Source organism: Exiguobacterium sp. s161, from assembly GCF_018619045.1.
Lineage (GTDB): Bacteria > Bacillota > Bacilli > Exiguobacteriales > Exiguobacteriaceae > Exiguobacterium_A > Exiguobacterium_A indicum.
Window position 1 is genome coordinate 22,587 of the sequence record NZ_JACSNH010000002.1, and the last position, 24,762, is coordinate 47,348.

The following is a 24,762-nucleotide window of genomic DNA, read 5'->3' on the forward strand; positions in this document are numbered from 1 at the left end:
TGGCTACTAATAAGTTCTGAAATCACTTCAAATGATTTCATATTTTTAACGTTCTAGCATTTACAGCAACAATGACGGTGCTAAGACTCATTAGTACTGCCCCAATGGCTGGGGATAAGATCACACCATAGGGAGCTAGAACGCCGGCTGCTAGTGGTATTGTTATAATATTATAACCAGCTGCCCACCATAGGTTTTGAATCATTTTGTTATAAGTGCTTCGGGAAAGTTCAAGGATAGAGAGAACATCTTTCGGATTACTTCTGACCAGTACGATATCAGCGGTTTCGACTGCCACGTCGGTTCCACTACCAATCGCAATCCCTACGTCAGCTTGTGCCAGTGCGGGTGCATCATTAATGCCATCACCCACCATGGCTACTTTCCTACCTTCCAATTGAATGTTCTTTACTTGTCTTGATTTATCATCAGGTAAAACTTCTGCATGAACTTCGTCAATACCCAACTGTTTGGCAACCCAATGTGCAACCTTTTTATTGTCACCAGTGAGCATGATTGAATTTATGCCTTTATTTTTAAGAGCAGTCACAGTCTCTTTCGCTTCTTCTCTTACTAAATCAGCAAGTGCAATCATTCCTAGTAATTGCTTGTTTTTCAATACAAATATGACAGTCTTTCCTTCTTCAGATAATTTTTCAAAAGCGAGCTCATCAACCGTTATTTTTTCTTGACGAATATATCGAGGACTCACTACACGAATTAACGTGCCCTCTACTTTCCCTTCCAATCCGACTCCTGTAATAGACATAAAATCTTCAATCGATGGAAGTGATAGTTGTAGCTCTTCTGCTCTTTTTACTACACCTTTAGCAAGAGGATGTTGTGATGAACGTTCGACTCCCGCTGCTAGACGAAGTAGTTCGTTTGAGGAAATTTCATCAACCGGCATCAAATCCGTCACACCAAAATTACCTTGCGTCAAAGTACCTGTCTTATCAAAAATAATGGCGTCTAATTTCCGTGCATCTTCAAACTGCGTCCTATTTCGAATCAATAAACCTTTCTTAGCAGACAGCGCCGTCGAGACAGAGACGACCAATGGCGCTGCAAGTCCTAGTGCATGGGGACACGAAATAACCATGACAGTCACCATACGTTCGATAGCAATGCTGAGCGGATATCCTAATGCAAGCCAAATGATAAATGTCAACACACCGGCAAAAACAGCGACATAGAAGAGAATTTTTGCTGCACGATTCGCTAAATTTTGTGTTTTAGATTTAGATGCCTGCGCTTCGCTGACTAATTCGATCACTTTCGATAAATACGTGCCTTCACCTGTATTTTTCGTTTCAACAGTCAAGCTTCCTTCTTGATTAATGGAGCCAGCAATTACGTTGTCGTCCATTTTCTTTTCGATGGGAAGAGATTCACCTGTCAGCATCGATTCATCAACTGTTGTTGCTCCTTTTATTATCTTACCGTCAACTGGAACTTTCTCCCCAGGTTTGATCAGAATCACGTCACCAGTCTGTAATTCCGACACCGCAATATCTTCTATTTTTTCATCATCAATTCGATGCGCAATACTGGGTAACAATTTGACTAATTCTTGTAGCGCGTTAGACGCGCCCATGATTGACTTCATTTCAATCCAATGTCCTAAAAGCATAATATCTATGAGCGTTGCTAACTCCCAGAAAAAGTCATGTCCCTCTCCTAGACCTAAGATGATGCCCACACTATAAAAGTATGCAACACTAATCGCTAAAGCGATCAACATCATCATCCCCGGATTTTTTTGTTTCATTTCGTCTAAGCTACCTTTTAAGAACGGCCATCCACCGTAGAAGTAGACAGTTGTGGATAGCAAAAGCAAAACAACGTCGTCATATGGAAAGCTAATGTTGATACCCGACCATTCTTGAATCATTTTGGAAAGTAGCAGGATTGGAATGGTCAACATTAACGATACGAGAAATCTTTTCTTGAAGTCTCCGATCATTCCTTCATGTTCATGATGTGAAGCACTCATTTGTTGGTCTTCATGATGAGTATGTTCGTGATGGATATGGTGATCCATAAGAAAACCTCCTTTTACGTACTATATACCTGTATGGTGTATATAGAGAGATCATGACTATATAGAGCTACATCTCGTTTTTACTTCCAGTTAAACTTATATATATAAATATAAAATGTATTTTGACACACTAAAAAATAAAAATTATCATACAAGTATAGGATATATTTTAAAAAATGAGACCATTTGTTTGAATAGGACTATTTAGCGCTAAAATCACAAGTACTGAAACTTTAAAAAGAATTAAAGGACAAGTTCGAGGTAGACATCAAATGATTGATGACAATTCATGAATTAACTGAACTAATGAAGACTATGGTCAAATGAACGAATAGGTACTATCGTGAACAGACAAATGAGCTAATATAAAAAACGCAATTAAAAAGCTTTGTTTTATGCACCTACAAAATTATCTCTAAGGAGAATCCAATCGTGAAACTTAACATACTCTTAAAAAGCGTAAGTCTTATTAGCCTATCCCTGATTGCGGTCGGCTGTGCTCAATCCCCGATGAAGTCTTCTACTCCCAATCATTCAAAGGAGGTAGATCATGCGAAACATATGAGCGGTGACAAGATTGAAGAAACATCATCATCGTTGATACTTCCTACGTTTTTAAAAACTCAACCTGAAGATGTACGAAATGTTTATCAAGCTGTAGGGAAAAATCGTGAACTACTAGAGAAAATACCTTGCTATTGCGGTTGCGGTGAAACAGTCAATCATAAAAATAATTATGATTGCTTTATAGAAGAAAACGCGACGAATGGATCGGTGAAATGGACAAGTCACGGAACGACATGCAGCACCTGTCTCGAGATTGCTGTAAAGTCTATTTTGAAGCAACGGGACGGAGAATCGGTTAAAGAAATTCGTTCTGCAATCGATTCTTCATATAAAGATGGATACTCGAAGCCGACACCGACTCCCTTATGATTTTTATGATGACACTTTTGCTCCTATAGCAAGAGTGTCATTTCGTTTCATCCTCACTCCAACGATATCCTCTCCCCCAAATTGTTTTCAGATGCCTATCGATCGGGTAATCTAACTCTCTTAACTTTTCTCTAATCATCTTAATATGAGAATCAACTGTCCTCGGATCCGATTCTGACGTATAAGACCAAACGAATTCATAAAGCTCTAGTCTGTTGAACAGCCTTCCAGGATGTTGAAGGAATAGTCGCAGTAATGCATGTGCTTTTGGTGTAAAGTCAATCGACTTGCCATCTAGTAAAATTAAATTGTTGCTCTCATCGAACGTAAGTCCGTGGTAGATAACGGGTTCTTTTGCTTTCCTTCTCATGACAGACCGAACTCTTGCTAAAAGTACGTCCCCGTTAAACGGCTTTGTTACATAATCTGTAGCTCCAGCATCTAGTCCTTTGACGATGGATTCAGCATCATTTAGAGCCGTTATCATGATGATAGGGACTTCCGGGTGAGAATCCGTTATTTTCTTACATACTTCGAATCCATCGTACATCGGCATCATTACATCCAATAAAATCAAATCGAAGGTTTCTTTTTTCACTTTCTCTAAAGCTTCGATCCCATCATTCGCCATACTACATTCATATCCTATTGGTTCTAGATAGAGTCTTAATAATTGCCTCATTCTTATTTCATCATCAACAATTAATATTTTATCCATCCTAGTCACCACCTCTTACATTAAAATTTTTTAATAATAAATGATTGTTAGTCTATTTCCTCATAAATTTCACGAACTTTCTATATAATCAATTCAACCTATAGAATGGAGTTGATTTTCATGAAAGTGTTTATGAAGAGTTTGATCGTTATCCTCTATGTATCCTTATTTTCTCTCACCATACTACTGGTCTATAAGGGTTATGAACTTTTTCATAACTAAGTATCTTAGTGCTTATAAATAATGAAAGAGCATCAGCTTTTTAGCTCATACCTTTTTCGGCATGGCGACATAGATGCTCCTTCATTTTTAACACTTCGCTTTAAGCAATTAATTTACGACAGACTTTTGCACATTCATTACAGGCCTCAGCGCACTTTTTACAATGATCATGATCATGTTTCGAACATTCGTCGGCACATCTTTCACAAATTTCAACACAGCTTCTTGCAAGAACATCAATATTGCTGCTGTTTCGAGAAATAGCTTGTACTAAAAGACTACAAATTTCAGAACAATCTCTGTCTAGACGTATACACTCTGCCATCGAAGAAACATGATGTTCACTCAAACACGCATCAAAGCATTCATTACAAGTCACTATACAGTTGTGTAGGGCACCTAAGATTTCTTGTTGTCCAGTATTCATTCTAAAATACCTCCATTTTCCGTCTTTTTTGACTTACACAAAGTCTATTTCCTTAGTTTGTGAAGAAAAGATGAAAACATTCACCTATTTTTTAGTCCACTTTCAACTGACCCATCATTCCGTTCTCTTCATGTTCAAGGATATGGCAATGGTACATGAATACCCCTTTTTCCTTGAAAGTCATCTGAATCTTAACTCGTTCATCTGGTTTTATAGCGATAGTGTCTTTTAGACCTGCTTCTTGATTATCCAGTTTCTGTCCGTTTCGCTCTAATACTTTGAATTGGACTCCATGAATGTGGAAGGGATGAGTCATTCCACCCATCATGTCTTTTTTATTATAGACCTCCCAAATTTCGGTTTCTCCTTGTTTCGCTTTAATATCGATTCTCTTCTCATCAAACTTTTTCCCATTGATTTCAACATTTTTGCCCATCCCGAAAAGAGTTAACTTTTGATTCACTGTAGACAAGGTCTTTAGCGGCTTTTCATATCCACTTTTCGGCGCCAATGCACTTAGGTTCGTCCCTTGTTTATCCTTCAGCTTGAAGTTAACGACCCTTACTCCATTCGTCTCAAATGAAACAGTCTCACCAATTTTTCTTTTTGAAAAGTCTACCAATACCTCTACACGTTCGCCTGGACTTAATTCAATTTTCTTTACGTTTTTCGGTTTTGAGATGTAACCACCATCATCAGCAATTTTTTCAAAGGATGAACCGTCAGATAGCTTCACTACGTAGTTACGTGCATTGGAGCCATTTATCAATCTGACTCTAAGTTGCGAATATTTTACGTTGAAATATGGATTAATCGTACCGTTTACGAGGAGGGTATCGCCTAAAGCCCCATCTGTTTTTTCTACATCAGCATATCCAAGGACATTCCTGTTTTTAACTTTTCGATCTTGAAGAATTAATGGAATATCATTTTCACCATATTTTTGAGGTAGCATCGTCTCTTTAGTTTTTTCATCTTTTACGTACAACAATCCTGCTAACCCCTTGTATACTTGTTCAGCAGTTTTCCCCATTGGATGTGGATGAAACCACAATGTCGATTCATCTTGCTTCACTTTAAACTTTACTACCTTCGTTTCACCAGCTTTCACGACCTGATGTGGTCCGCCATCTACGGATGATGGTACAACAAGACCGTGCCAATGGAATGTAGTCGCTTCTGATAAGCGATTCACCGTACGGATTGTTACCATTTTTCCTTTTTTCAATTCCACTACAGGACCTAAATAATTTCCGTTATATCCTAGAGTTTCAGTTTTTTTACTATCTTGGAAAAACTGTGTCTCCCCTTGTTTAGCGACAATCGTGTATTGAATGGAATTCTTGGTTTCACGATCGGATTTTAGCATCTTAGGGATGTTCAATCGTCGCTCTTTTTCTTCAGTTGATTTTAAATCGACACTCGCGCCATGTCCCATACCTTCCATCATAGTCTGATTTGTAGTAGTGTTCCCTCCATTCATCATAGATTTCATGTGCTGTTTGTTATTTGGCATAGTACCTCGGATAAAAAGTAAATACGAACCGCCCACTATAATCATGAGAGTAAAGATACCGATAGTTGCGATTAACCATCTTTTCTTCACATGGATCATTCCCTTCAATTAATTATTATCTTTAACTTAAAGAATGATTGTGAAAAAAATATGTCTTTCCACCCATGAATTTTATAGTTTTTTTCAATGTGTTACTTTTCTGCTCTCTGCAATGTTTCTGCAAATTTATGTGATAGAGTCTATGGAAAGCATAAAAAAAACAATTGGAGGTAATTTTTATGAAATTAAAGAAAAAGATTTTTATGACAACTATGGCTGCTTCGCTTTCTTTAGCACTCGCTGCGTGCGGAAGCAATGGTGATGATTCTAAATCAACAGGAAGCATGGATAAAAATATGGACGGTATGGATCATTCGACGATGGACATGTCTGGATCGAAAGAGGTTCCGAAAGGGCTCCAAGAGGCTAAAAACCCTAAATTTAAAGTTGGCGACATGGCGATGATCAAAGAAGCACATATGGAAGGCATGAAAGGGGCCGAGGCTAAAATTGTAGGAGCTTATGATACTACTGCTTATAGCATTTCTTATGACCCTACAAATGGCGGGAAACGCGTCACGAATCATAAATGGATTATTCAAGAAGAGATTGTAGATGCCAAGTCATCTCCTTATGAAGTAGGCGATGAAGTAAAAGTAGACGCGGATCATATGAAAGGAATGAAGGATGCTACGGCCACTATCGACTCAGCTAAGCAAACAACAGTGTATATGATTGATTTCGAATCGACTACAGGTGAAGAAGTGAAAAATCATAAATGGGTGACTGAAGACGAACTATCTGCAGAATAAACGATAAACAAGAGAGGAACGGTTTTTTAACCGTTCCTCTCTTGTCTTATTTCTCCTTATTTAAGGAACCCACTTGTAACCAATTCCCCATACTGTGCGAAAGTGTTCTTCAATAGGAAACTCGAGTTTCCTAAGTTTTTCTCTTAAGTTTCTTACATGAGAGTCGACCGTTCGTTCATCTGTCCACTCATTTGCTAACCATAAACTTGAGAGCAGTTCCTCTCTTGAATAGACACGTTCTGGATTTTTTAATAACTTAGCAAGTAATGAAAATTCCTTTGGCGTGACTTTGACTAAATGATTATCATAATACAGCTCATGGGCGTCTTCATTTAAGATTAGACCCGACGATTCGATTTTTGATCCTGAAGAAACTGTAGTTCGTCTGAAAATCGATTGAATTCTTGCCTTCAATTCCGCCTCGTCGAACGGTTTCACAATGTAATCATCTGCTCCCAGTTGTAATCCTTTTACGATTTCTTCTTTTCCGTCGAGTGCTGTCAATAAAATGATTGGTACATTCGAAACTTCCCTTATCCTTTGACAGGTCTCAAAACCATCCATTAAAGGCATCATCACATCCAATATGATTAAGTCAGGCTCATCTACATCAATCAAGTTCAATATCTCTCTTCCGCTGTTCAGCTTAATACAGGTATAACTGTCTTGCAGATAGAGTTCAATCAGTTCTAACATTCGATTCTCATCATCTACCAAAGCAATGGTTCTCATCCTGGAATCCCCCTCAAGTCAATGACAACCTTCAGCCCGTTTTCTACATTAATAGCTACGATGGTCCCTTTGTGCGCTTCAACTATTTCTTTCGTGATAGCCAAACCGAGCCCAGTACCTCCTGTTTCACGATTTCGTGAAGAATCTACTCGATAAAAACGATCAAAAAGATACGGTAGTGATTGCTCATCCACACCACCACCTTCATCCGTAACTTCAATAAAGTTTTCATCAAGTTTTAAAAATACGCGTTTGTTCGCATGTGTATATTTTAGCGCGTTATCCAGTAAATTTAAGAGAACCTGATCGAATCTAGCTTGGTCTATCTCTTTGTAGATGGGAGTTTTATTAATTTGAAGAATTAATTTCACTTGTTTCTCCTCAAATTTAAAAATTATTCTTTCACTGATTTTTTTTAAGAAATCATTCATCTCTGTGATCTGAGGATCTATTTGAAAATGTGGCTCTTCCAATCTAGCAAGTTCAAACAAATCCTCAATCAGTTCTTGAAGTCTTTCGGATTCCTCATAGATAATATCTCCAAATCTCGATTCGTCTTTTTTGAGGAGTCCTGCATATCCCTTAATGTAGGTAATCGGCGTACGCAATTCATGTGTGATTGAAGTCAGAAATTGCTTTCTTGTATTTTGAATGTGACGTAAATCAACAGATAACTTAGTGATCGCTCGTGCTAAATCTCCTACTTCGTCGCTTCTCTCAGCTTCTCTGATTTTCAGCACCTCGCCTTTACTTAACTTTACCGTTGCCTCTTTCATTGATAAAAGTGGCTTTATAATGATATAACTCAAAAAATAAACACTTACTAATAGAAAAAGTACTAACAAGAATAGAGAGAACACTACTTGTTGTTTCAATTCCCCCATCAAATGCTGTATATACTTCGTCGGCTCTAACATGATTATTTGACCGCCATCTTCAATATTACTCACCGTCACTAAAAATTTGCCCTCTCTCCAATTACCTTCTACGATTCCATCCTTTTTTTGAATCCAATCCGGGTTCAAAAATTGTTCAGCGTCGTTAGATGAATCGACGACTTGATTATTTTTGTCTAAGATAATCACATCAGTCATCGCCTTTTCCTCCATTAAAACAACGTGTTCAACTGTTTGCTTGTCGAAGTTAGTGGAAAGAACATCTCGATGACTATTGCCTCTCTCTTGAAGGCTCTCCAGTTCACTTTCTACTTGTTGATGCTCAAGAATGTTGTATACAATAGCAGATGAGAGAATGAAAATCATGAGAATCCCGAAAAAATAAAATAACGTTATTTTAAATGAAAGTTTATTCATAAAGTACCTTTCTCATTTAAGATGATTACATATAAAAACAAACTGTTGAGATTTAGAAAAGAAAGTATTCTTCATTTAGGCGATACACAAAAGAGCTTTTATCATTTGATTCTTTTAAAAGGACAATTCCTTGAATATTGCTCCACAAATAATTAGCGAAATCATAATCACTAAAATTAGCCTCACGAGTAGAATGCGTCATGAAACATTCTATTTTTGTAATCGTATACATTCCCTCCGAATCACGTTGATAATCGAAAGAAAAAGAACCCTTTATATTAAGCCTTTGAGCAATTATTGCTACGCACTCCTCTAAAATCGAGTTGGCAAACACCTCGTATGAAAGAACAGTATCTTGGTACCGTTCATACTCTTCTCTCATAAAACAGCAAATCACTTCACTAGATCGATAATCGACATATGCATTAATTTTCCCCACCTTTACACCTTCAGGCGCATTCTTTATCTGGTCAAAAGAATAAGTGAAAGTATTACCTTGAACCGAAAATGAATCATGAAGTACTGTTTTATCCCAGTCAAAGGATGTTATAAACGCTACGTTATTTTTTCTCATTTTCAACTTATGTTTTGATAACGTAGATGCTTCTTGTTCGCTTAAAGGGATAATCCAGCCTATTTCTTGAGAAGTACAATATTCAATCAGATTACTAATATACCCTTCTTCTGATTCTTTTTTTGAAAATGAATCAAAATATTTAAAATCAGGAAATAGCTTTCGAACCCATCCTTCTTTTGAAGAAATATGAATATCTATACTTACAGGTTTAAGTTGTTTTATGTTCTCCATCACTTTCCAGTTTTCCTCTACTCCCATTATCAGGACATTTTCACGAGACATTTACGATGCATCTCCTTTCGAAATAGAAAATAGAGCGTCAGAACCCTCTAAACCCTGTAAAATCAATCAATATTGTAGTTAGTTTCGTCAGACCATCGAAATACAATATGATACCTAATAAAATCATAAACCAGCCACCTATTTTCATAACCTTTGAAGAATAATTCATTAAGTATCTGGATTTCCCGACCAAAAACGACATCAAGAAAAATGGAATAGAAAAACCTAGTACATAAAAGAGCATATATAAAAATCCATTACTAGGATTCGTGGCGATCAAAGCAATAACTCCAGCGAGGATTGGTCCTGTACAAGGAGTCCATCCAGCAGCCGATCCGACTCCGACAATAAACGTTCCGATATAACCACGCTTTCTTTTTCCTAAGTTCATTCTTCGCTCTTTAAGTAAAAATATTGGGGTCCACAGACCAGTTAAAATAACACCGAATATGAATAAAATAAGTGCACCGCTCATCCGTAGAACATCTTTATACACTATAAAAAAATCAGCCAAATATGACGTTGAAAAACCCATCACTAAAAATACGCTCGAAAATCCAAGTAAGAAAACGAATGTATGGGGAACACCATTCCAGTTCCACTTTTTATTTTCTTTTAACTCTGTAACTGAAATTCCTGTAATGTAAGATAGAAAAACAGGATACAAAGCTAGGCAACATGGCGAGATAAAAGATAAAAACCCTGCTCCAAAAGCTAACAAAAAAGATAACTCCATCAAATTCCTCCCGAACTCTAAAAAATAAATCTTTTTTTAAGATGTATAAAAAAGAAATGTGTTTAATTTTAAACATAAAATCTGTTTGTGAAAAAACTATGCATTTTTTGATTAAATCTCGTATCAATTTTTGAAATGAATTTGATACACTTTTTTGTAATATAGTGATGCTATACTCCTTTTAACAAATCGTTTGTCACCGTATCTTTATCTTTAAAGGAGTACAACTAATGAAAAACAAGGTAATACTTATCGCTTCTAGCGTCTTACTCACAACAACTTTTTCAATGCATAGCCCAAAAGTTGAAGCAAGTAGTGCATATAAAGTAAAAGTAAAGACAGACAATCTCCGTGTTCGGACTGGTCCTTCTCTCAATTACAATATAGTCGGCGTGACTAACACTGGTCAGACTTTTTCTTATTTAGGAAAAAAAGGAGCTTGGACAAAAGTACTTTACAAAGGGAACACACGGTATATCTATAGTTCTTACCTAAAAAAATATAAGAGCCACGTTGCAAAAAAAATGACGTATAATGAGTCTCTTTTTGCTTCTCCTACTAAAGGGAGGCTGACCCAAGGATACGGAAAATCTAATGGCGCTTACGGTTATACATTCCATAATGGCGTTGATCTAGCTGCAACAAAAGGCACACCTGTCTATGCTTCTGCGAGTGGAAAAGTCACTATCTCTAAAAACAGCGGTGCATATGGTAAACACGTTATGATTTCACATAGTCTAAAGAATCAAAAATACGTAACCGTTTATGCTCATATGAATAGTCTTTCGGTAAAAAGTGGTCAGACAGTCTCTAAAGGTATGAAGATTGGAACAGTTGGGAATACAGGAAACTCGTTCGGAAATCATTTACACTTTGAGATTCATAAAAACAGTTATAAATACAGCAGTTATTCTGCAGCGAATAGTGTCAACCCATTGAACTATTTGTAACCTAAAAAAAGAAGAGAGGATGTCCTAAGACAGCATCTTTTCAGATCATAGAAAAACCCTCATTTCGACGTCGAAATGAGGGTTTTTCTATGATCTGAAGCGACTTCATCAAGTCATTTATTTTGAAGTGGATTGCTGTGATCTAGCGTCTCATAAGACTTGTCTCAAAAGTGAGGTGATATTTTGCGGAAAATTGGTTATGTACGTGTCAGTTCAACTAGTCAAAACCCTTCAAGACAATTTCAGCAGCTAAGCGAATTCGGAATGGATATTATATACGAAGAAAAAGTTTCTGGGGCAACGAAGGAACGTGAGCAACTTCAAAAAATGTTAGAGGACTTACAAGATGGTGACACCATTTATGTTACAGATTTAACTCGAATTACTCGTAGTACACAAGATTTATTTGAATTGATCGATTACATACGAAGGAAAAAAGCCAGCTTAAAATCACTCAAGGATACATGGCTAGATTTATCAGAGGATAATCCATACAGCCAATTCTTAATTACAGTAATGGCTGGTGTTAACCAGTTAGAGAGAGATCTTATCCGTATGCGTCAACGTGAAGGGATTGAGATGGCTAAGAAAGAAGGAAAGTTTAAAGGTCGGATAAAGAAATATCATAAAAATCATGCGGGAATGAATTATGCAGTAAAGCTATATAAAGAAGGAAATATGACTGTAAATCAAATTTGTGAAATTACAAATGTGTCTAGGGCTTCATTATATAGAAAGCTATCGGAAGAGAACAAATAGTTCAGTCCTATTCCATTAATTGGCCAGATAATGTTATGTACTTAAAGTCTTATGCAGTTTGGTTATTTTGTTATTAGAATTGGGTACTCCAATTCTTTTTTTATGAATTTTTTTACTCATTCAAATAAACACTTGAATGAATTATTAAAAATTGTTATACTATATTCAAATAAACACTTGAATGATATTGGGGTGAGAATGTGATTAAGAAAGATACTTGTGAAATTTATTGTTATGACGAAGAAAAGGTCAATCGAATACAAGGTAATTTACAGACAGTAGATATTTCTAGTGTTGCCCAAATGTTAAAAGCTATTGCAGATGAAAATAGAGCAAAAATTACCTATGCTTTATGTCAAGATGACGAACTGTGTGTGTGTGATATAGCAAATATTATAGGTGTTACGGTTGCAAATGCGTCTCATCACCTGCGAACGCTCCATAAGCAAGGGATTGTTAAGTTTCGAAAAGAGGGAAAACTTGCATTTTATTCATTAGATTATGAGCATATCAGACAAATTATGATGATTGCATTGGCACATAAGAAAGAGGTGAAGATCAATGTCTAGTGGGAAAGCAAAACTGTCTGAAGAAGAAATGAAAGCCTATCGTGTTCAAGGATTTACTTGTACTAACTGTGCAGCCATTTTTGAAAATAATGTTAAAGAACTTCCCGGTGTTCAGGATGCGAAAGTAAATTTCGGAGCATCTAAAGTTTATGTTAAAGGGACGACAACCATTGAAGAATTAGAAAAAGCAGGAGCATTTGAAAATTTAAAAATTCGAGATGAAAAAGAACAAAGGGTAGAACGAGAACCTTTTTGGAAGCAGAAAGAAAACATTAAGGTATATATATCAGCTCTTTTACTTGTAGTTAGCTGGTTCTTAGGAGAGCAGTATGGTGAAGAGCATGTTCTACCGACAATTGGTTATGCAGCGTCCATTTTAATCGGTGGATATTCGTTATTCATTAAAGGTCTCAAAAATCTAAGCAGATTAAATTTCGATATGAATACGCTTATGACTATTGCAATTATAGGAGCTGCAATCATTGGTGAATGGGGTGAAGGGGCAACCGTTGTTATCCTATTTGCGATTAGTGAAGCATTAGAGCGTTATTCAATGGATAAAGCACGTCAATCTATTGAATCTTTAATGGATATTGCCCCAAAAGAAGCGTTAATTCGACGAGGCAATGAAGAAATGATGATTCATGTTGATGATATTCAAGTTGGAGACATCATGATTGTTAAGCCCGGTCAAAAGTTAGCAATGGATGGAATAGTGGTTAAAGGTACATCGACATTAAATCAGGCTGCGATTACAGGTGAAAGTGTTCCAGTAACGAAAACCACAAATGATGAAGTATTTGCAGGAACCTTGAATGAAGAAGGGTTACTTGAGGTTAAAGTAACAAAACGAGTTGAAGATACTACTCTTTCAAAAATCATTCACTTGGTAGAAGAAGCCCAAGCAGAACGGGCCCCTTCTCAAGCGTTTGTCGATAAATTTGCAAAATACTATACACCAGCTATTGTCATACTAGCTCTTTTAATTGCGGTAGTTCCACCATTATTTGGCGGAGACTGGAGCCAATGGATTTATCAAGGCTTAGCTGTATTAGTGGTTGGTTGTCCTTGTGCCTTAGTAGTCTCAACTCCAGTTGCTGTGGTTACAGCAATAGGAAATGCAGCGAAAAATGGTGTTTTAATTAAAGGTGGTATCCATTTAGAAGAAGCAGGACACTTAAAAGCGATAGCCTTTGATAAAACAGGAACATTAACCAAAGGGATTCCTGCTGTAACAGACATTGTGACATATGGTAGAAATGAAAATGAATTAATGACCATAACAGCAGCCATTGAAAAAGGATCACAGCACCCTCTTGCTTCAGCGATTATGCGAAAAGCAGAAGAAAATGGATTAAAATTCAACGAAGTAACAGTAGAGGATTTTCAATCCATTACAGGTAAAGGCGTTAAAGCCAAAATAAATAATGAAATGTATTATGTGGGAAGTCCAAATCTTTTTGAGGAATTACACGGAAGCATTTCAAGCGATAGGAAAGAAAAAATTGCCGATATGCAAACTCAAGGTAAAACGGTGATGGTGTTAGGAACAGAAAAAGAAATTCTTTCGTTTATTGCCGTAGCCGATGAAATGAGGGAATCGTCTAAAGAAGTTATCGGCAAGTTGAACAATATGGGAATCGAAACAGTGATGCTAACAGGCGATAACCAAAGAACGGCAACAGCCATCGGAAAACAAGCTGGTGTTTCGGATATTAAAGCTGACTTACTTCCAGAAGATAAGCTTAATTTTATTAAAGAACTTCGAGAAAAACATCAAAGTGTGGGGATGGTCGGAGATGGCGTGAATGATGCTCCAGCCCTTGCGGCATCTACCGTTGGTGTAGCAATGGGTGGTGCTGGAACTGATACAGCTTTAGAAACGGCTGACATCGCCTTAATGTCTGATGATTTGAGTAAATTGCCATATACAATAAAATTAAGCCGTAAGGCTTTAGCAATCATCAAGCAAAACATTACCTTCTCTTTGGCGATTAAATTAGTGGCATTACTTTTGGTCATGCCCGGTTGGTTAACACTTTGGATAGCTATATTTGCTGATATGGGAGCAACTTTACTTGTAACATTAAACAGTTTACGCTTATTGAAAATCAAAGAATAGGTTCTAAAATGGGCGTCAACTATCGGGTGCGATCATTGAAAACAATGTTATGCTTCAAAAGGGATATTAACAGGAAATATACAACTAAAGGACGCTTTAACTGAGCAACGGAAAAAGCCAAATTTCTCAATTGATGTTGAGAAATTTGGCTTTTTAGTATGGGAATTTCCTTAGCATTGTAAATCCGCATTTTCCTGACGCTACCCCTTATAGAACCACTCTCCCCAACTACCAAGTTGGAGTAAAGGTGGGACGATCATCAGCAACAATGCACCTAGGAAGACGAACGGTGTATACACTTTCGCGAAACGATCGATGAACGCTTCACTCGGTGCTTTATTATCCTGCGCTTCCTCGACCAGTTCAATGATGTGCGCAAGCGTCGTCTCTTGATACGTCTTCTCGACGATCATGTCGAACGAACGATCCATGTTGAGCGTTCCGGCAAATACGTGATCGCCTTCCTTCTTATCGACAGGAATCGATTCGTCCGTGATCGGTGCTTGATTGATGGTCGTCGTCCCGTTCAGGATCGTGCCGTCCAGTGCAACCTGATCACCTGGTCGAATCCGGAGGATTTCTCCGACTCGCACCGCTTCCACCGGTTTACGTCTAACGTCCCCGTCCGTCAGCACGAAGGCTTCCTTCGGAGACAGTTCGATCAGTTTCTGAATGGAATTGCGCGTCCGCGCAAGGGAGCGATTCTGAAGCAAATTGCCGATGGCAAAGAGGAAGACGACGGTCGCTCCCTCGAGCCACTCCCCGATACATGCGGCACCGATGGCTGCTACGCTCATCAATACTTTCATGTCGAGTGAGCGGGCACGGGCGGCATAATAGGCACTCCGGAAAACTCTCCCCCCACTGAGGATCAAGGCGATACCGTACAAAACATTCGGAAGATACGCTACTCCGCTCGTTTGGATGAGCAATCCCAGACCAATCAAAATCCCGGACAGGATCAAGGAGATCCCCTCGAACGACCGGACCGGTGCCTCGGACATTTTCTTTCCCTTGACGTATCCATCGAAACCGATCTTGTTCAGCTCGCTTTGGACTTGTCGAGCATCCAGCTGATGGTCGATTTCCATCTCCCCACGGGCAAACGAAACTGTGACGGTCTGGACATTTTGCATCTTTTGAAAGTGTTGTTCGATCGTCTTAGCACAGCTACTACAGTCCATCCCGGAAACGGTGAATGTTTGGACGAGCTGATCTGATTTATCGGGAAGGGGCGGAAGCGATGACCGCGCTCTATCTGATCGGCGATACGCTCCTCTACGGTTGTCTTGCGCTGTTGATCGGTTTCTTTTCCGTCCAGCTCATCCCTCGTTCTTACCGACCTGACGTATCGCTTTCAATCCGCTGGGTTCGCATGCTCATCGTGCTGATGCTGTTATCCTTTTCCCTGTCCGTCTTACGAATCGTACTGTATTTATATGAAGAGATCGGTTTTTGGATAACACTGCAATCCGTGTTACTTACATTCGAGGCAGGGAACGCTTGGATTCTGATGGCTCTCTGGAGTGTACTCCTTCTCATCGTCATCAATCGTTCATCACTCAGTCCTGGACGTATAAAACTAGGGGTATTCCTTGTTATGGCGATGGTCGTTACGTTCGCGTGGTCCGGGCACGCCTCTAGCATCAAAGGGGCAGAAGGCATGCTCGTACATTCTATTCACGCACTCGCCGTCTTCATCTGGACCGGTGGATTGCTCATACTCGGCTTTTGGAGTCCATCAGACCGTAACTGGGGCATCTTCCTCGAATAGTTCAAACCACTCGTGACGCTATGTTTCTTACTGATCGTCGGTTCCGGCATCTATCTGATGTCTGTCGTCGTGCAGGTAGAGGAGTATTCCGATTCCTGGATTTTACCGTATGGACAAGCCTTACTCTGGAAACACGTCCTGATTCTATCCGTGCTGATCATCGGTATCATGAACGGGAAGTGGAGTTACGCGTCTCCTGAACGATCGTTTGAAGTCCGACGGATGCGGATGCGCATGGAAGGCATCTTGATCCTGCTTCTCTTCACAGCGACTGCGTGGCTCGGTCAACAGGAACCCCCTCACTCGATCAAGGATACTCTTCACTCCAGCGGGGCTGGTCCACTGTCAGGGTTTCTTTTCCCTAGCTTGCGTTTCACCTATTCTGATATCCGGTTCGAGCCGACCATGATATCCCTCTTCTTGATGGCAATCAGCCTCCTTTTCGTGGGATTGTTGGTGTACGTCATCCGATCAACCCAAGACTCCATCAAGACCCTCTATCTTGGATTAGGCGTCTCGATCTCATTATTTTTCGCAGCGTTGTATAGTATTTCCGTGTATTTATGATCCTCCACATGAGCATTTCAGCGTGTGCGACGTCTTATACAAAAAGAAAGGCACGCGATACAGCAGCCTTTCTTTTTTCATACTTATTCATCATTTTCATACTAGTTATAACAGGTTCAATCCTATTTTAAATCGGTGCCATTTCTAGACTACTACCGGAATATGTATTACAATGTATTACAAAGGAGCTGATAATCATGAGTACCATTTCCGTACGTCTGGATGATCAAGATACACGACTTATCAAGGAATATGCGAAGGCAAAGAACATCACGATTTCTACACTCGTTCGCGATGCCGTCCTCGACCGTATCGAAGACGAAATCGATTTGCAACTCTATCATGATTCCATGGCAGCACACCGTAAAAAATCAGAAGCGATATCTTTCGACGACATGATGAAGGAACTTGATTTAGAATGACAGCTTATAATGTAGAATTCGAGCGCGGGGCTCAAAAATCTCTCAAGAAGATAGACCCACAACAAGCGCGGATCATCATGTCCTGGATCAAGAAGAACCTTGTCGGGACGGATGATCCGCGTCGTCATGGGAAAGGACTCGTCTCGAATCGCTCTGGCGAATGGCGGTATCGCATCGGCGACTATCGTCTGATTGCTGACATCCAGGATGAGAAAGTCGTGATATTGATTCTTGAGATTGGACATCGTCGGGATATCTATAAATAAAGCATCTAAAACTCATATCTTAGGAAGTACATGATAATCAATCAAAAGCCTTCTCTTTTGACGATATGATGAAAAAGCTAGAATTAGAATGACAACATATACAGTTATTTTTTTAGGTGTGGATTCAAACCTCCCTTCAGAGGGTGGATTACTAAAATAAAGATCATGATGTCCTAGTTAAGGCAAACTCTGACTAGAACTGATGATTCGCGTTTTATGTAAAATAGATAGAACGTGTCATGAATCGTTGGATGAATGACGACACAGCAATAGTGAAGGTTTCCGAATCACTAACATTTAATAAGAATTGGATACACAAAAAAGATTGTATACATTTCGACGTCGAAATGTATACAATCCATTTTCAGCGAGTACTTACTCATTGAGTCCTCTTGTCCGAACCCAAACTCTGATGCTTAATCCATATATTTTTTCAAGACGATGGCGGCGTTATAACCACCGAATCCGAAAGAATTGGATAGTCCGTACTGCATCTCCAGCGAACGAGCCCCTCCTGCTACATAATCCAGGTCACACGTTGGATCATCGACTTCAAGATTAATCGTCGGTGGAATGTTGAAATCATCTCATTCATGCTGATTTAAGATATTTTAGATAGCATTTATCTGATATTAATTATCTATAGTAATTATTATTTTCGTGAAATCATTCTAAAGCCTAAATTAATATTTTATTTGTAATCGTACACTTTGTATTATCAACCTGATTGTCAAGTGGGAGAATACAGTCTAAATAATTGCAGATATAAACAAGCTCCAATGATAGCAAAAAGGAGAATGATAGTGAAGATACCAAGCGGGGCGATCCATCCTGATGCGTAGATAGCGAGAGGTGCTAGCGTCTTACCAAGTGTGTTTTGAAGACTATCAGCAGCTAGATACTGACCTCTTGCCTCCTCTGGAGCATAATGACCGATGAAACTCTGCGTGACTGGTGTACGCATGATCTCACCTAACGTGAAGATGAGCGTACAACCAAACAAAAACCAGATGTTGTTATTCCATCCGACTAAAAATGTACCTCCTCCTGCAAGTAAGGTCGAAACGACGAAGAGACGTCTTTCTGACCAATTTTTAAGTCGATTCGTTACGGGAAGGATCAAGATGACAAACAAAAGACCATTAAAGCTTACCAGATAGCCAAAAATGGATTGGCTCGTGAGCTGAAAAGAATCTAGCAAGTGCGGTACGAGAGGTTGTTTAGGCACATTGTCTATCACGTAAACTGGTAAGTAGAGATCGAGTTGCATCACTGGGAAGAGTGAACAGGTTCCCGCAATTACGTATAGCAGAAAAATACGATCTTTGAGAATAAGTCGATAGCCAGACCACTTAGACTGAAACGCATATTTAAGTGGGGTCGTTACATCTTTTTGCTTGGATCGGACAGGTAAGGTTTCACTAACAATAAAATAGATCGTTATGAAGTAAAGAAAGAGAACTATTGCACAGGTCCACAATAACAGTAGACGATGTTGAAAAAAGAAGACTGCTCCAATGATTGGTCCTAAAACGGCACCAATATTGTTCACGGTCATAAATGTCGCATACACTTGTCGCAATTCATCTTTTGGAACTGTGTCCGCTATCATCGCTGAACTAGCAGGACGATAAAATGCTGCGCCTATATTAATTCCGATAAAGGCAACATAATTAATCCAAGGAGAAGAAGAGACAGCAAATAGAATAAACATGGTCATTTGCAAAAATGTTCCGATCAGCATCACAGGACGTCTCCCTAACGTATCCGCAAAGCTTCCTCCGGTTAAACTTCCGACAATACTTATTAAGGGGGGCAGTGCCATTATTAATCCAGCAGTCTGTAACCCTAGTCCTTTACCAAAATAGACCGTTAGAAAAGGAAAGTACATCCAAAATAGCAGATTGAAAAGACCTTCTCCTATCAGTCTGACTTTCACATTAGGATTCCATGTAGTTTTGTTCATAATAACTCCTCTCATAGTTAACGAATAGCGTTTTCTTTTCGTAGCTTTACTATAGAGAAGATAGTTATCAAGATATAGACTTATATTTTGATATGGATTATACTAATATTATGAAAATTAAGTAAGGACACTTTTATTTAAATTGTCACGTAAAACGAACGTATGTTTGTTTTGAAACGAAGTGACATATCTTTCTATCTTACTTTTTTCTATCTCTTAAGAATTTTAGAATTACCGACGATATAATTGTTCGATAAGAAGCAGTTCCTGTCTTTACGTGACAGGAACTGCTTCTTATCGTTTAAGTTCATAGACTTTTACTTTATCGAGAAGGAGTAATAACGGACCAACTAAAAAATAAAAATTTCTTATTTTAACAGAATTATTTACTACAAGAAGAAATTGCGATTTATTGATGTCATTTGTAATAAATTTAAGTCTGTAAATTAGATTTCACGGATACTTTACTTTTGTTCTTCTTTTGGGATTCGTTCATCAACGGTCATTTAATGTGGTGGACTGAAGGGAGTCGATGAATAAGGAATAGGCATGGTCGATTACATGAGAAATAGCATATCCACCCATATAACTATGTGATGCATACGTTGAATGCGTCATCTTATCAAATTGTAAATGACTTTCCTCACTCTAATCTGAGTGGTTGATTTCTATAATTTGAAAATTCATTTGTCAGTCTTTTGATTTGCTACTGTGCTTTTGCAAGTGCAATTGAGAGGATTAAAAAAAACAAGCTCCCTCTATAGATAGCTTGTTTTATCATGATTTGCGAAATACCCAATAAGACTGACCTAGATAATTTAACCCCGTATAGATGATCATCCCGATCAGAATCACTCCAGTCTCTTGTAGATTTGGCAATACGTAATGCACTCCCCATAAACTAAGACGATAAGCGATGAGATAGCTAATCGAAACGACGATCAAAAAACGTATCCAATAGGGCCATCCTCCAGCCTCTTGACGAAAGGTGAAGCGACGATTTAGCATATAGCTGACCCAAACACCACATGCATTCCCGATCGCCGTCGCTCCCCAATAACCAGTATGCAAGACATGAAAACAAATCAGTGTCAGCGTCAGACCAACCAGCGTATTAAGAACTCCTACTAATAAGAAACGAAGAAAGGTCATCATTCTCTTTTTTTCTCGACGACATAACGAGGACGTCGTTTGACTTCCTGATAGATTTTACCGATGTATTCTCCTATCAGTCCAATACCTAGTAATTGAAGTCCGCCGATGAACCAGATCGACATCATTAAAGACGTCCACCCATCCATCGCTTCTCCTTCATATCTACGATAAAGAGCATATCCGACAAAACCGATCGAGACGATGAGCATGAATAGTGAGACTAAAAATAACAACTTAATCGGACGAACACTAAACGAGGTCACCCCATCCCATGCGAGTGCCATCATCTTTCGTAATGGATATTTTGATTCGCCTGCTGGACGTGATTGACGTGTATAGGTCACTTCTGCTGTTTGAAAACCAAGCGAAGGTACCATCCCCCGCAAAAAGAGATTACGTTCCGGATGTGCACAAAGTGTTTCGACAGCTCGTTTGCTCATGAGACGATAGTCTGCATGATTGAAGATGGTCTCTACACCCAAGCAGTCGATGAAGCGATAAAAGCCTTGAGCAGTCGACCGTTTAAACCAGCTATCGGTCTGACGATCTTCTCTTACCCCATAGACGATATCATTCCCTTTCGCAAATTCACTTAAAAACTGTTCAATCACTTTTACGTCATCCTGAAGGTCCGCATCCATTGACACAACACAATCCGCATCGGTGTGTCCTTCGACAAGAACTGCGAACAAAGCATTTTGATGTCCTACGTTATGTGCTAATTTTAATCCTCTAAACCGACCATCTTGTGCGTGTACATCTTCAATTTGGGACCAGGTATCATCCTGACTTCCATCATCTACGAACAAGACAAAGGAGTCCTCAGAAATGAGGTGTCGTTCTCGCCACTCTGTTAAGAAACGGTGCATCGTATGGACCGTCAAGCGTAATACTTCCGTCTCGTTATAACACGGAATAATTACGCCTAGCGTAGGGATTGTCGTCATCGTCATACCATTACTCCTCCTTAAATGAACTTACTTCGTATTCACTGTAGTAGCTTGGATACGGTATAACCTAATCTTCCAAGCAGAATGTTGATCTTCAAATGTTTTTTCGTACTGCAATCCAATGGCTGCAGCATTTTTGATTGGTACAGCAGACAAAAGATAGGTCGCACCGATTTGCTTCAACTGTGCTGTATTGATAGATAAATGTCGAACCGGTACTTGATGCTCCTTTGTGTACTCGTATTCCTTACCGAGTTCAGATGAAAACACATAGACTCGATTTCCCCACGTATCAAAATAACGTTGTAATAGCTTACTTTTATCCAATTCTCCAGCAATCACCTTTCGGAAAGATGCTTTATAGCGTAATGGATAAAAGTTCACATAACCATCCACGGTTTGCATACCATTGTATTGTGCGATCGCAGGGTGCAATCCGAGAGAAGCGACCTGATAGTCTTTCGTTGGTTGGTTGATGAAGCGTTTAATGTCAGAAAACTGAGAAGTCGCATAAAACGCTTCATAGGATGGATGATGACGATAGAGGAACTCGGGATTCCATGCAAGCAAGACAAGGGTTTGGGCTACGAGCAAACAAGTCACCCATTTTCGTTTGGCAGTTCGCCATAGCCAGTCGAGCATCAAGTAAAACAATGCATACCACAACATCGGTTGAAGGAAGTGGAATCGTGAGAAATTGAAAGTTCTAATGAGAGAGACATGTTGCTTTAACGGATTCCACCCCTCATAAAACCAAAACGCATACCACAGCGATAGTCCAAATAGAAACCACATCAAAGTTCGAATTCGTCTTGCTGCATGATCTTTTTGACGAAATACTAGAAATCCAACAATCAGAAGTGTTAGGAGGATGATGGGCGATTGTACTGCGCGATCATGTGTATGACCAAACACCAAATTCTTAAAAAATAAACGAATACTTGCCCAAAATCCGTTATTCCCTGTTTCGAAGTCATTTCGACTTGTAGGCTCTTCTTCCCACAGCATCGAGAAGACAAGTCGATATTCAATTAATAAGTATAAAAGGACCTGAAGGCCATAGGCGATCCAAAAACGGTTATGAAAACTACGTGCGCGTATCTCCTTCACCATATGGTAAATGGCAAGCGTTGCTAAAAAGAAAACGATTCCTAGCACGAAACTCGAATAGAACGGAACCACTAACAATACGAATGCACTCGATTTTATTTTCCGTCCATGCCAGATATTCCAATAAGCCCACAATAAGAGTGGCATCCCAAGCGTGCTGAGCATGCCCGATGGCCAGAATGGTGTCTAAGAAAATAGAACTGCTACCCACAGCGCATATGATTTAGGAATAACCCCTTTCGCATGATCACGTAGTAATAAGTACATTCCTAAGAAAGCAAAGATTCGGACCAACGTTTGACTGATCACGTATGCCGTAAATGGAGGGAACCATTGATATAGCCACACGATACCTGTAAACTCACTGACGAAAGCATTTCTCGAGACGACCCCATTCAATAAGTCAGGAACATTTGCATGAAGGCTTGCGTAAATACTATTGGTATCGACCAATGTTTTATACCACGTGATGTTTGAGTCTAGATTATCATGAATACGGACATGTGCATGTTCTCCCAGTAAGACCATCGGTAAAATATAGAGGCAAGCTAGTAGCAGCCCGATTAATATGCGAGTTTTTTCTCTCATCATACTTCTCCTTCATCTACTTTAAGATTTAATTCTTTTGTTAGTAGTTTCAAGAAATCAATTGCCTGTTCTTTTCCTCTTATAACTTTCTTTATGGTATATACTCCCTAAGAAACTATTTCCAATGATACCTTATATCACAATAGGATAGGTGACATTTATTAAATTTACTTTTCAGAATTAAAGTTAATTCAATTAATAAATTAGTTAAATGGAGATTAGAAGAAATAATCAATCTTGACCAGACCTCTTCTTCTTTTTCTACTTTTCCCTTTTATGAATGACTAACTATAGATTTTTTTAATTCTATCGAGGAACTACAAAGAAGCATCGTACCATTTCTGTTAAGAAAAGATACGATGCTTTTGGGTTCTTAAATTTACTTCATCAGCCTTCGAAAAGGAGAACAAGATTTGGAGACTTTGTTTTTTATATGACGAAGTTCCAGGTACGTGTAAATTTAAAAATGATTTTAATATCGAACTAGAAAGTAACCTGAATTACGCTATTCTCCTAAAAAGCACAAAATAATTAATTACTCAAATGGAGTGCGTTAAAATGCATATTCAAACTATAGATGCTTCAAAAAAGATTTATTATGATGAACTTGGCTGGTTAAGTGCATCTGACTGGTTGCATTGGTTAGATATGCATTTACAGTGCCATTTAAGAAAAAGATAGGCACTACATTACTCCATATTTACAAAACTAATTATTTTTCATGATCGACTACATTTTTTCTTTATAAAAAAGCATCCATATCGGACGCTCTTTTTGTAGATTGAATATTTACTCTTTATTTTGAAAGATTTCTGTGTTCTCAATACGAATCGCATCTACGATACCGCAATCCATACAAAACGAAAATACTTTTTGAGCACTAAGAAATGACCCTTTAGATGGCTTTAGTGGAATATAATCTGTTGCCTCTTGAAAATTAGTACTTCCGCATGATGAGCAAATTTTATTTTCCATTTAAAGTACCCCCAATAAATATTGTCTATAAAGTAATTTACATCTAATTCAATCTTATTTTATCATTCATGATATTCTGAACAAACCAATCTACCTGCCTTGAATGTAGCGATCGAACCAGCACGAGCTGCTGAGCAAGAAAAAGGATTTTCCATTGTCGCCTCTGATGTCAAGAATCCTTCTATGAATGTCGCTGAAAACGAAGGTGAAAATCCAGATTGAAGAGTAACGTCTT

Annotated in this window: 23 protein-coding genes and 3 pseudogenes; 11 read left to right on the forward strand and 15 right to left on the reverse strand. The window is 38.7% G+C overall.

Going from position 1 to position 24,762, the window contains the following annotated elements; all coding sequences use genetic code 11:
• Positions 1-37: 37 nt before the first annotated feature.
• The gene (locus KNQ14_RS07625) at positions 38-2,044 is read right to left on the reverse strand and encodes a heavy metal translocating P-type ATPase (RefSeq protein WP_214860466.1); all 2,007 of its coding nucleotides are present in this window, start codon (positions 2,042-2,044) and stop codon (positions 38-40) included.
• Positions 2,045-2,476: 432 nt separating this feature from the next.
• Between KNQ14_RS07625 and KNQ14_RS07630 the strand changes: the two genes are divergently transcribed.
• Positions 2,477-2,980 carry a PCYCGC motif-containing (lipo)protein gene (locus KNQ14_RS07630; protein ID WP_371743339.1) on the forward strand — a complete coding sequence of 168 codons (504 nt, stop codon included), beginning with the start codon at positions 2,477-2,479 and terminating at the stop codon, positions 2,978-2,980.
• 37 nt (positions 2,981-3,017) lie between these two features.
• On the opposite strand, the gene KNQ14_RS07635 is transcribed toward KNQ14_RS07630, so the two are convergent.
• The 3 genes from KNQ14_RS07635 to KNQ14_RS07645 form a co-directional block, all read right to left on the reverse strand.
• Positions 3,018-3,698 (reverse strand): response regulator transcription factor, encoded by a 681-nt coding sequence (locus KNQ14_RS07635; protein WP_047394277.1) that lies wholly within the window; start codon positions 3,696-3,698, stop codon positions 3,018-3,020.
• Positions 3,699-4,020: 322 nt separating this feature from the next.
• Positions 4,021-4,347, reverse strand: a complete 327-nt coding sequence (locus tag KNQ14_RS07640; RefSeq protein WP_071908772.1) for a four-helix bundle copper-binding protein — start codon at positions 4,345-4,347, stop codon at positions 4,021-4,023.
• 91 nt (positions 4,348-4,438) lie between these two features.
• Entirely contained in the window at positions 4,439-5,797 is a 1,359-nt protein-coding gene (locus KNQ14_RS07645; protein ID WP_214860468.1) for a multicopper oxidase family protein, read from the reverse strand.
• A 344-nt stretch (positions 5,798-6,141) separates the two neighbouring features.
• Here KNQ14_RS07645 and KNQ14_RS07650 point away from each other — a divergent pair, with 344 nt between their 5' ends.
• On the forward strand, positions 6,142-6,714 hold the full coding sequence (locus KNQ14_RS07650) for a YdhK family protein (RefSeq protein WP_029343434.1): 573 nt from the start codon (positions 6,142-6,144) through the stop codon (positions 6,712-6,714).
• Between the two features lie 60 nt (positions 6,715-6,774).
• Here the strand turns inward: KNQ14_RS07650 and KNQ14_RS07655 are convergent, their stop codons facing one another.
• From KNQ14_RS07655 to KNQ14_RS07670, 4 genes are all read right to left on the reverse strand, one after another.
• On the reverse strand, positions 6,775-7,446 hold the full coding sequence (locus KNQ14_RS07655; protein ID WP_029343435.1) for a response regulator transcription factor: 672 nt from the start codon (positions 7,444-7,446) through the stop codon (positions 6,775-6,777).
• Positions 7,443-8,708: a HAMP domain-containing sensor histidine kinase gene (locus tag KNQ14_RS07660; RefSeq protein WP_160315906.1), complete on the reverse strand. Its 1,266-nt coding sequence runs from the start codon at positions 8,706-8,708 to the stop codon at positions 7,443-7,445. Before KNQ14_RS07660 ends, KNQ14_RS07655 begins: the two co-directional genes overlap by 4 nt.
• A gap of 103 nt (positions 8,709-8,811) precedes the next feature.
• Positions 8,812-9,618, reverse strand: a complete 807-nt coding sequence (locus KNQ14_RS07665; RefSeq protein ID WP_214860470.1) for a hypothetical protein — start codon at positions 9,616-9,618, stop codon at positions 8,812-8,814.
• Positions 9,619-9,655: 37 nt separating this feature from the next.
• A complete protein-coding gene (locus tag KNQ14_RS07670; RefSeq protein ID WP_034786404.1) occupies positions 9,656-10,354 on the reverse strand; it encodes a cytochrome c biogenesis CcdA family protein in 699 nt (232 codons plus the stop codon).
• A gap of 230 nt (positions 10,355-10,584) precedes the next feature.
• Here KNQ14_RS07670 and KNQ14_RS07675 point away from each other — a divergent pair, with 230 nt between their 5' ends.
• From KNQ14_RS07675 to KNQ14_RS07690, 4 genes are all read left to right on the forward strand, one after another.
• Complete coding sequence (locus KNQ14_RS07675) at positions 10,585-11,304, forward strand: peptidoglycan DD-metalloendopeptidase family protein (protein WP_214860471.1); 720 nt, start codon at positions 10,585-10,587, stop codon at positions 11,302-11,304.
• Positions 11,305-11,487: 183 nt separating this feature from the next.
• A complete protein-coding gene (locus KNQ14_RS07680) occupies positions 11,488-12,063 on the forward strand; it encodes a recombinase family protein (RefSeq protein ID WP_214860473.1) in 576 nt (191 codons plus the stop codon).
• 200 nt (positions 12,064-12,263) lie between these two features.
• Entirely contained in the window at positions 12,264-12,632 is a 369-nt protein-coding gene (locus tag KNQ14_RS07685; RefSeq protein WP_214860475.1) for an ArsR/SmtB family transcription factor, read from the forward strand.
• On the forward strand, positions 12,625-14,754 hold the full coding sequence (locus KNQ14_RS07690) for a heavy metal translocating P-type ATPase (RefSeq protein WP_214860477.1): 2,130 nt from the start codon (positions 12,625-12,627) through the stop codon (positions 14,752-14,754). Before KNQ14_RS07685 ends, KNQ14_RS07690 begins: the two co-directional genes overlap by 8 nt.
• Before the next feature lie 200 nt (positions 14,755-14,954).
• Here the strand turns inward: KNQ14_RS07690 and KNQ14_RS07695 are convergent, their stop codons facing one another.
• Positions 14,955-15,938: a heavy metal translocating P-type ATPase gene (locus tag KNQ14_RS07695; protein ID WP_214853265.1), complete on the reverse strand. Its 984-nt coding sequence runs from the start codon at positions 15,936-15,938 to the stop codon at positions 14,955-14,957.
• Positions 15,939-15,952: 14 nt separating this feature from the next.
• Between KNQ14_RS07695 and KNQ14_RS07700 the strand changes: the two genes are divergently transcribed.
• From KNQ14_RS07700 to KNQ14_RS07715, 4 genes are all read left to right on the forward strand, one after another.
• Positions 15,953-16,528, forward strand: coding sequence for a hypothetical protein (locus tag KNQ14_RS07700; RefSeq protein ID WP_214860484.1), 576 nt, complete (start codon positions 15,953-15,955; stop codon positions 16,526-16,528).
• Positions 16,529-16,540: 12 nt separating this feature from the next.
• Entirely contained in the window at positions 16,541-17,095 is a 555-nt protein-coding gene (locus KNQ14_RS07705; RefSeq protein WP_214860486.1) for a hypothetical protein, read from the forward strand.
• Positions 17,096-17,292: 197 nt separating this feature from the next.
• On the forward strand, positions 17,293-17,517 hold the full coding sequence (gene relB, locus KNQ14_RS07710) for a type II toxin-antitoxin system RelB family antitoxin (RefSeq protein ID WP_026829710.1): 225 nt from the start codon (positions 17,293-17,295) through the stop codon (positions 17,515-17,517).
• A complete protein-coding gene (locus KNQ14_RS07715) occupies positions 17,514-17,783 on the forward strand; it encodes a type II toxin-antitoxin system RelE family toxin (RefSeq protein WP_214860488.1) in 270 nt (89 codons plus the stop codon). The genes relB and KNQ14_RS07715 overlap by 4 nt, the downstream gene beginning before the upstream one ends.
• A 416-nt stretch (positions 17,784-18,199) precedes the next feature.
• Here the strand turns inward: KNQ14_RS07715 and KNQ14_RS16725 are convergent.
• The 6 genes and pseudogenes from KNQ14_RS16725 to KNQ14_RS07740 all read right to left on the reverse strand — a co-directional run.
• A pseudogene (locus tag KNQ14_RS16725) lies at positions 18,200-18,358 on the reverse strand (beta-ketoacyl-[acyl-carrier-protein] synthase II); the annotation flags it as partial.
• Positions 18,359-18,513: 155 nt separating this feature from the next.
• On the reverse strand, positions 18,514-19,749 hold the full coding sequence (locus tag KNQ14_RS07720) for an MDR family MFS transporter (protein WP_214860490.1): 1,236 nt from the start codon (positions 19,747-19,749) through the stop codon (positions 18,514-18,516).
• A 777-nt stretch (positions 19,750-20,526) separates the two neighbouring features.
• Positions 20,527-20,904, reverse strand: a complete 378-nt coding sequence (locus tag KNQ14_RS07725; protein WP_214860497.1) for a GtrA family protein — start codon at positions 20,902-20,904, stop codon at positions 20,527-20,529.
• Positions 20,901-21,857 (reverse strand): glycosyltransferase family 2 protein, encoded by a 957-nt coding sequence (locus KNQ14_RS07730; protein ID WP_251138335.1) that lies wholly within the window; start codon positions 21,855-21,857, stop codon positions 20,901-20,903. Before KNQ14_RS07730 ends, KNQ14_RS07725 begins: the two co-directional genes overlap by 4 nt.
• Positions 21,858-21,881: 24 nt before the next feature.
• Positions 21,882-23,555 (reverse strand): annotated as a pseudogene (locus KNQ14_RS07735) (DUF6044 family protein).
• Positions 23,556-24,341: 786 nt separating this feature from the next.
• On the reverse strand, positions 24,342-24,527 hold the full coding sequence (locus KNQ14_RS07740; protein ID WP_214860499.1) for a hypothetical protein: 186 nt from the start codon (positions 24,525-24,527) through the stop codon (positions 24,342-24,344).
• 87 nt (positions 24,528-24,614) lie between these two features.
• Between KNQ14_RS07740 and KNQ14_RS16730 the strand changes: the two are divergent.
• Positions 24,615-24,749, forward strand: a pseudogene (locus tag KNQ14_RS16730) (methyl-accepting chemotaxis protein); the annotation flags it as partial.
• Positions 24,750-24,762: the final 13 nt, after the last annotated feature.

What these genes read in the sequence shown, in the direction of transcription:
- KNQ14_RS07650 (WP_029343434.1), top strand. Translation starts at nt 6,142, where the DNA reads ATGAAATTAAAGAAAAAGATTTTTATGACAACTATGGCTGCTTCGCTT.
- KNQ14_RS07640 (WP_071908772.1), bottom strand. Translation starts at nt 4,347, where the DNA reads ATGAATACTGGACAACAAGAAATCTTAGGTGCCCTACACAACTGTATA.
- KNQ14_RS07715 (WP_214860488.1), top strand. Translation starts at nt 17,514, where the DNA reads ATGACAGCTTATAATGTAGAATTCGAGCGCGGGGCTCAAAAATCTCTC.
- KNQ14_RS07730 (WP_251138335.1), bottom strand. Translation starts at nt 21,857, where the DNA reads ATGACGATGACGACAATCCCTACGCTAGGCGTAATTATTCCGTGTTAT.
- KNQ14_RS07665 (WP_214860470.1), bottom strand. Translation starts at nt 9,618, where the DNA reads ATGTCTCGTGAAAATGTCCTGATAATGGGAGTAGAGGAAAACTGGAAA.
- KNQ14_RS07670 (WP_034786404.1), bottom strand. Translation starts at nt 10,354, where the DNA reads ATGGAGTTATCTTTTTTGTTAGCTTTTGGAGCAGGGTTTTTATCTTTT.
- KNQ14_RS07635 (WP_047394277.1), bottom strand. Translation starts at nt 3,698, where the DNA reads ATGGATAAAATATTAATTGTTGATGATGAAATAAGAATGAGGCAATTA.
- KNQ14_RS07660 (WP_160315906.1), bottom strand. Translation starts at nt 8,708, where the DNA reads ATGATTTTCATTCTCTCATCTGCTATTGTATACAACATTCTTGAGCAT.
- KNQ14_RS07695 (WP_214853265.1), bottom strand. Translation starts at nt 15,938, where the DNA reads ATGGACTGTAGTAGCTGTGCTAAGACGATCGAACAACACTTTCAAAAG.
- KNQ14_RS07740 (WP_214860499.1), bottom strand. Translation starts at nt 24,527, where the DNA reads ATGGAAAATAAAATTTGCTCATCATGCGGAAGTACTAATTTTCAAGAG.
- KNQ14_RS07720 (WP_214860490.1), bottom strand. Translation starts at nt 19,749, where the DNA reads ATGAACAAAACTACATGGAATCCTAATGTGAAAGTCAGACTGATAGGA.
- KNQ14_RS07725 (WP_214860497.1), bottom strand. Translation starts at nt 20,904, where the DNA reads ATGATGACCTTTCTTCGTTTCTTATTAGTAGGAGTTCTTAATACGCTG.
- KNQ14_RS07700 (WP_214860484.1), top strand. Translation starts at nt 15,953, where the DNA reads ATGTTTGGACGAGCTGATCTGATTTATCGGGAAGGGGCGGAAGCGATG.
- KNQ14_RS07690 (WP_214860477.1), top strand. Translation starts at nt 12,625, where the DNA reads ATGTCTAGTGGGAAAGCAAAACTGTCTGAAGAAGAAATGAAAGCCTAT.
- KNQ14_RS07625 (WP_214860466.1), bottom strand. Translation starts at nt 2,044, where the DNA reads ATGGATCACCATATCCATCACGAACATACTCATCATGAAGACCAACAA.
- KNQ14_RS07655 (WP_029343435.1), bottom strand. Translation starts at nt 7,446, where the DNA reads ATGAGAACCATTGCTTTGGTAGATGATGAGAATCGAATGTTAGAACTG.
- KNQ14_RS07645 (WP_214860468.1), bottom strand. Translation starts at nt 5,797, where the DNA reads ATGATGGAAGGTATGGGACATGGCGCGAGTGTCGATTTAAAATCAACT.
- relB (WP_026829710.1), top strand. Translation starts at nt 17,293, where the DNA reads ATGAGTACCATTTCCGTACGTCTGGATGATCAAGATACACGACTTATC.
- KNQ14_RS07675 (WP_214860471.1), top strand. Translation starts at nt 10,585, where the DNA reads ATGAAAAACAAGGTAATACTTATCGCTTCTAGCGTCTTACTCACAACA.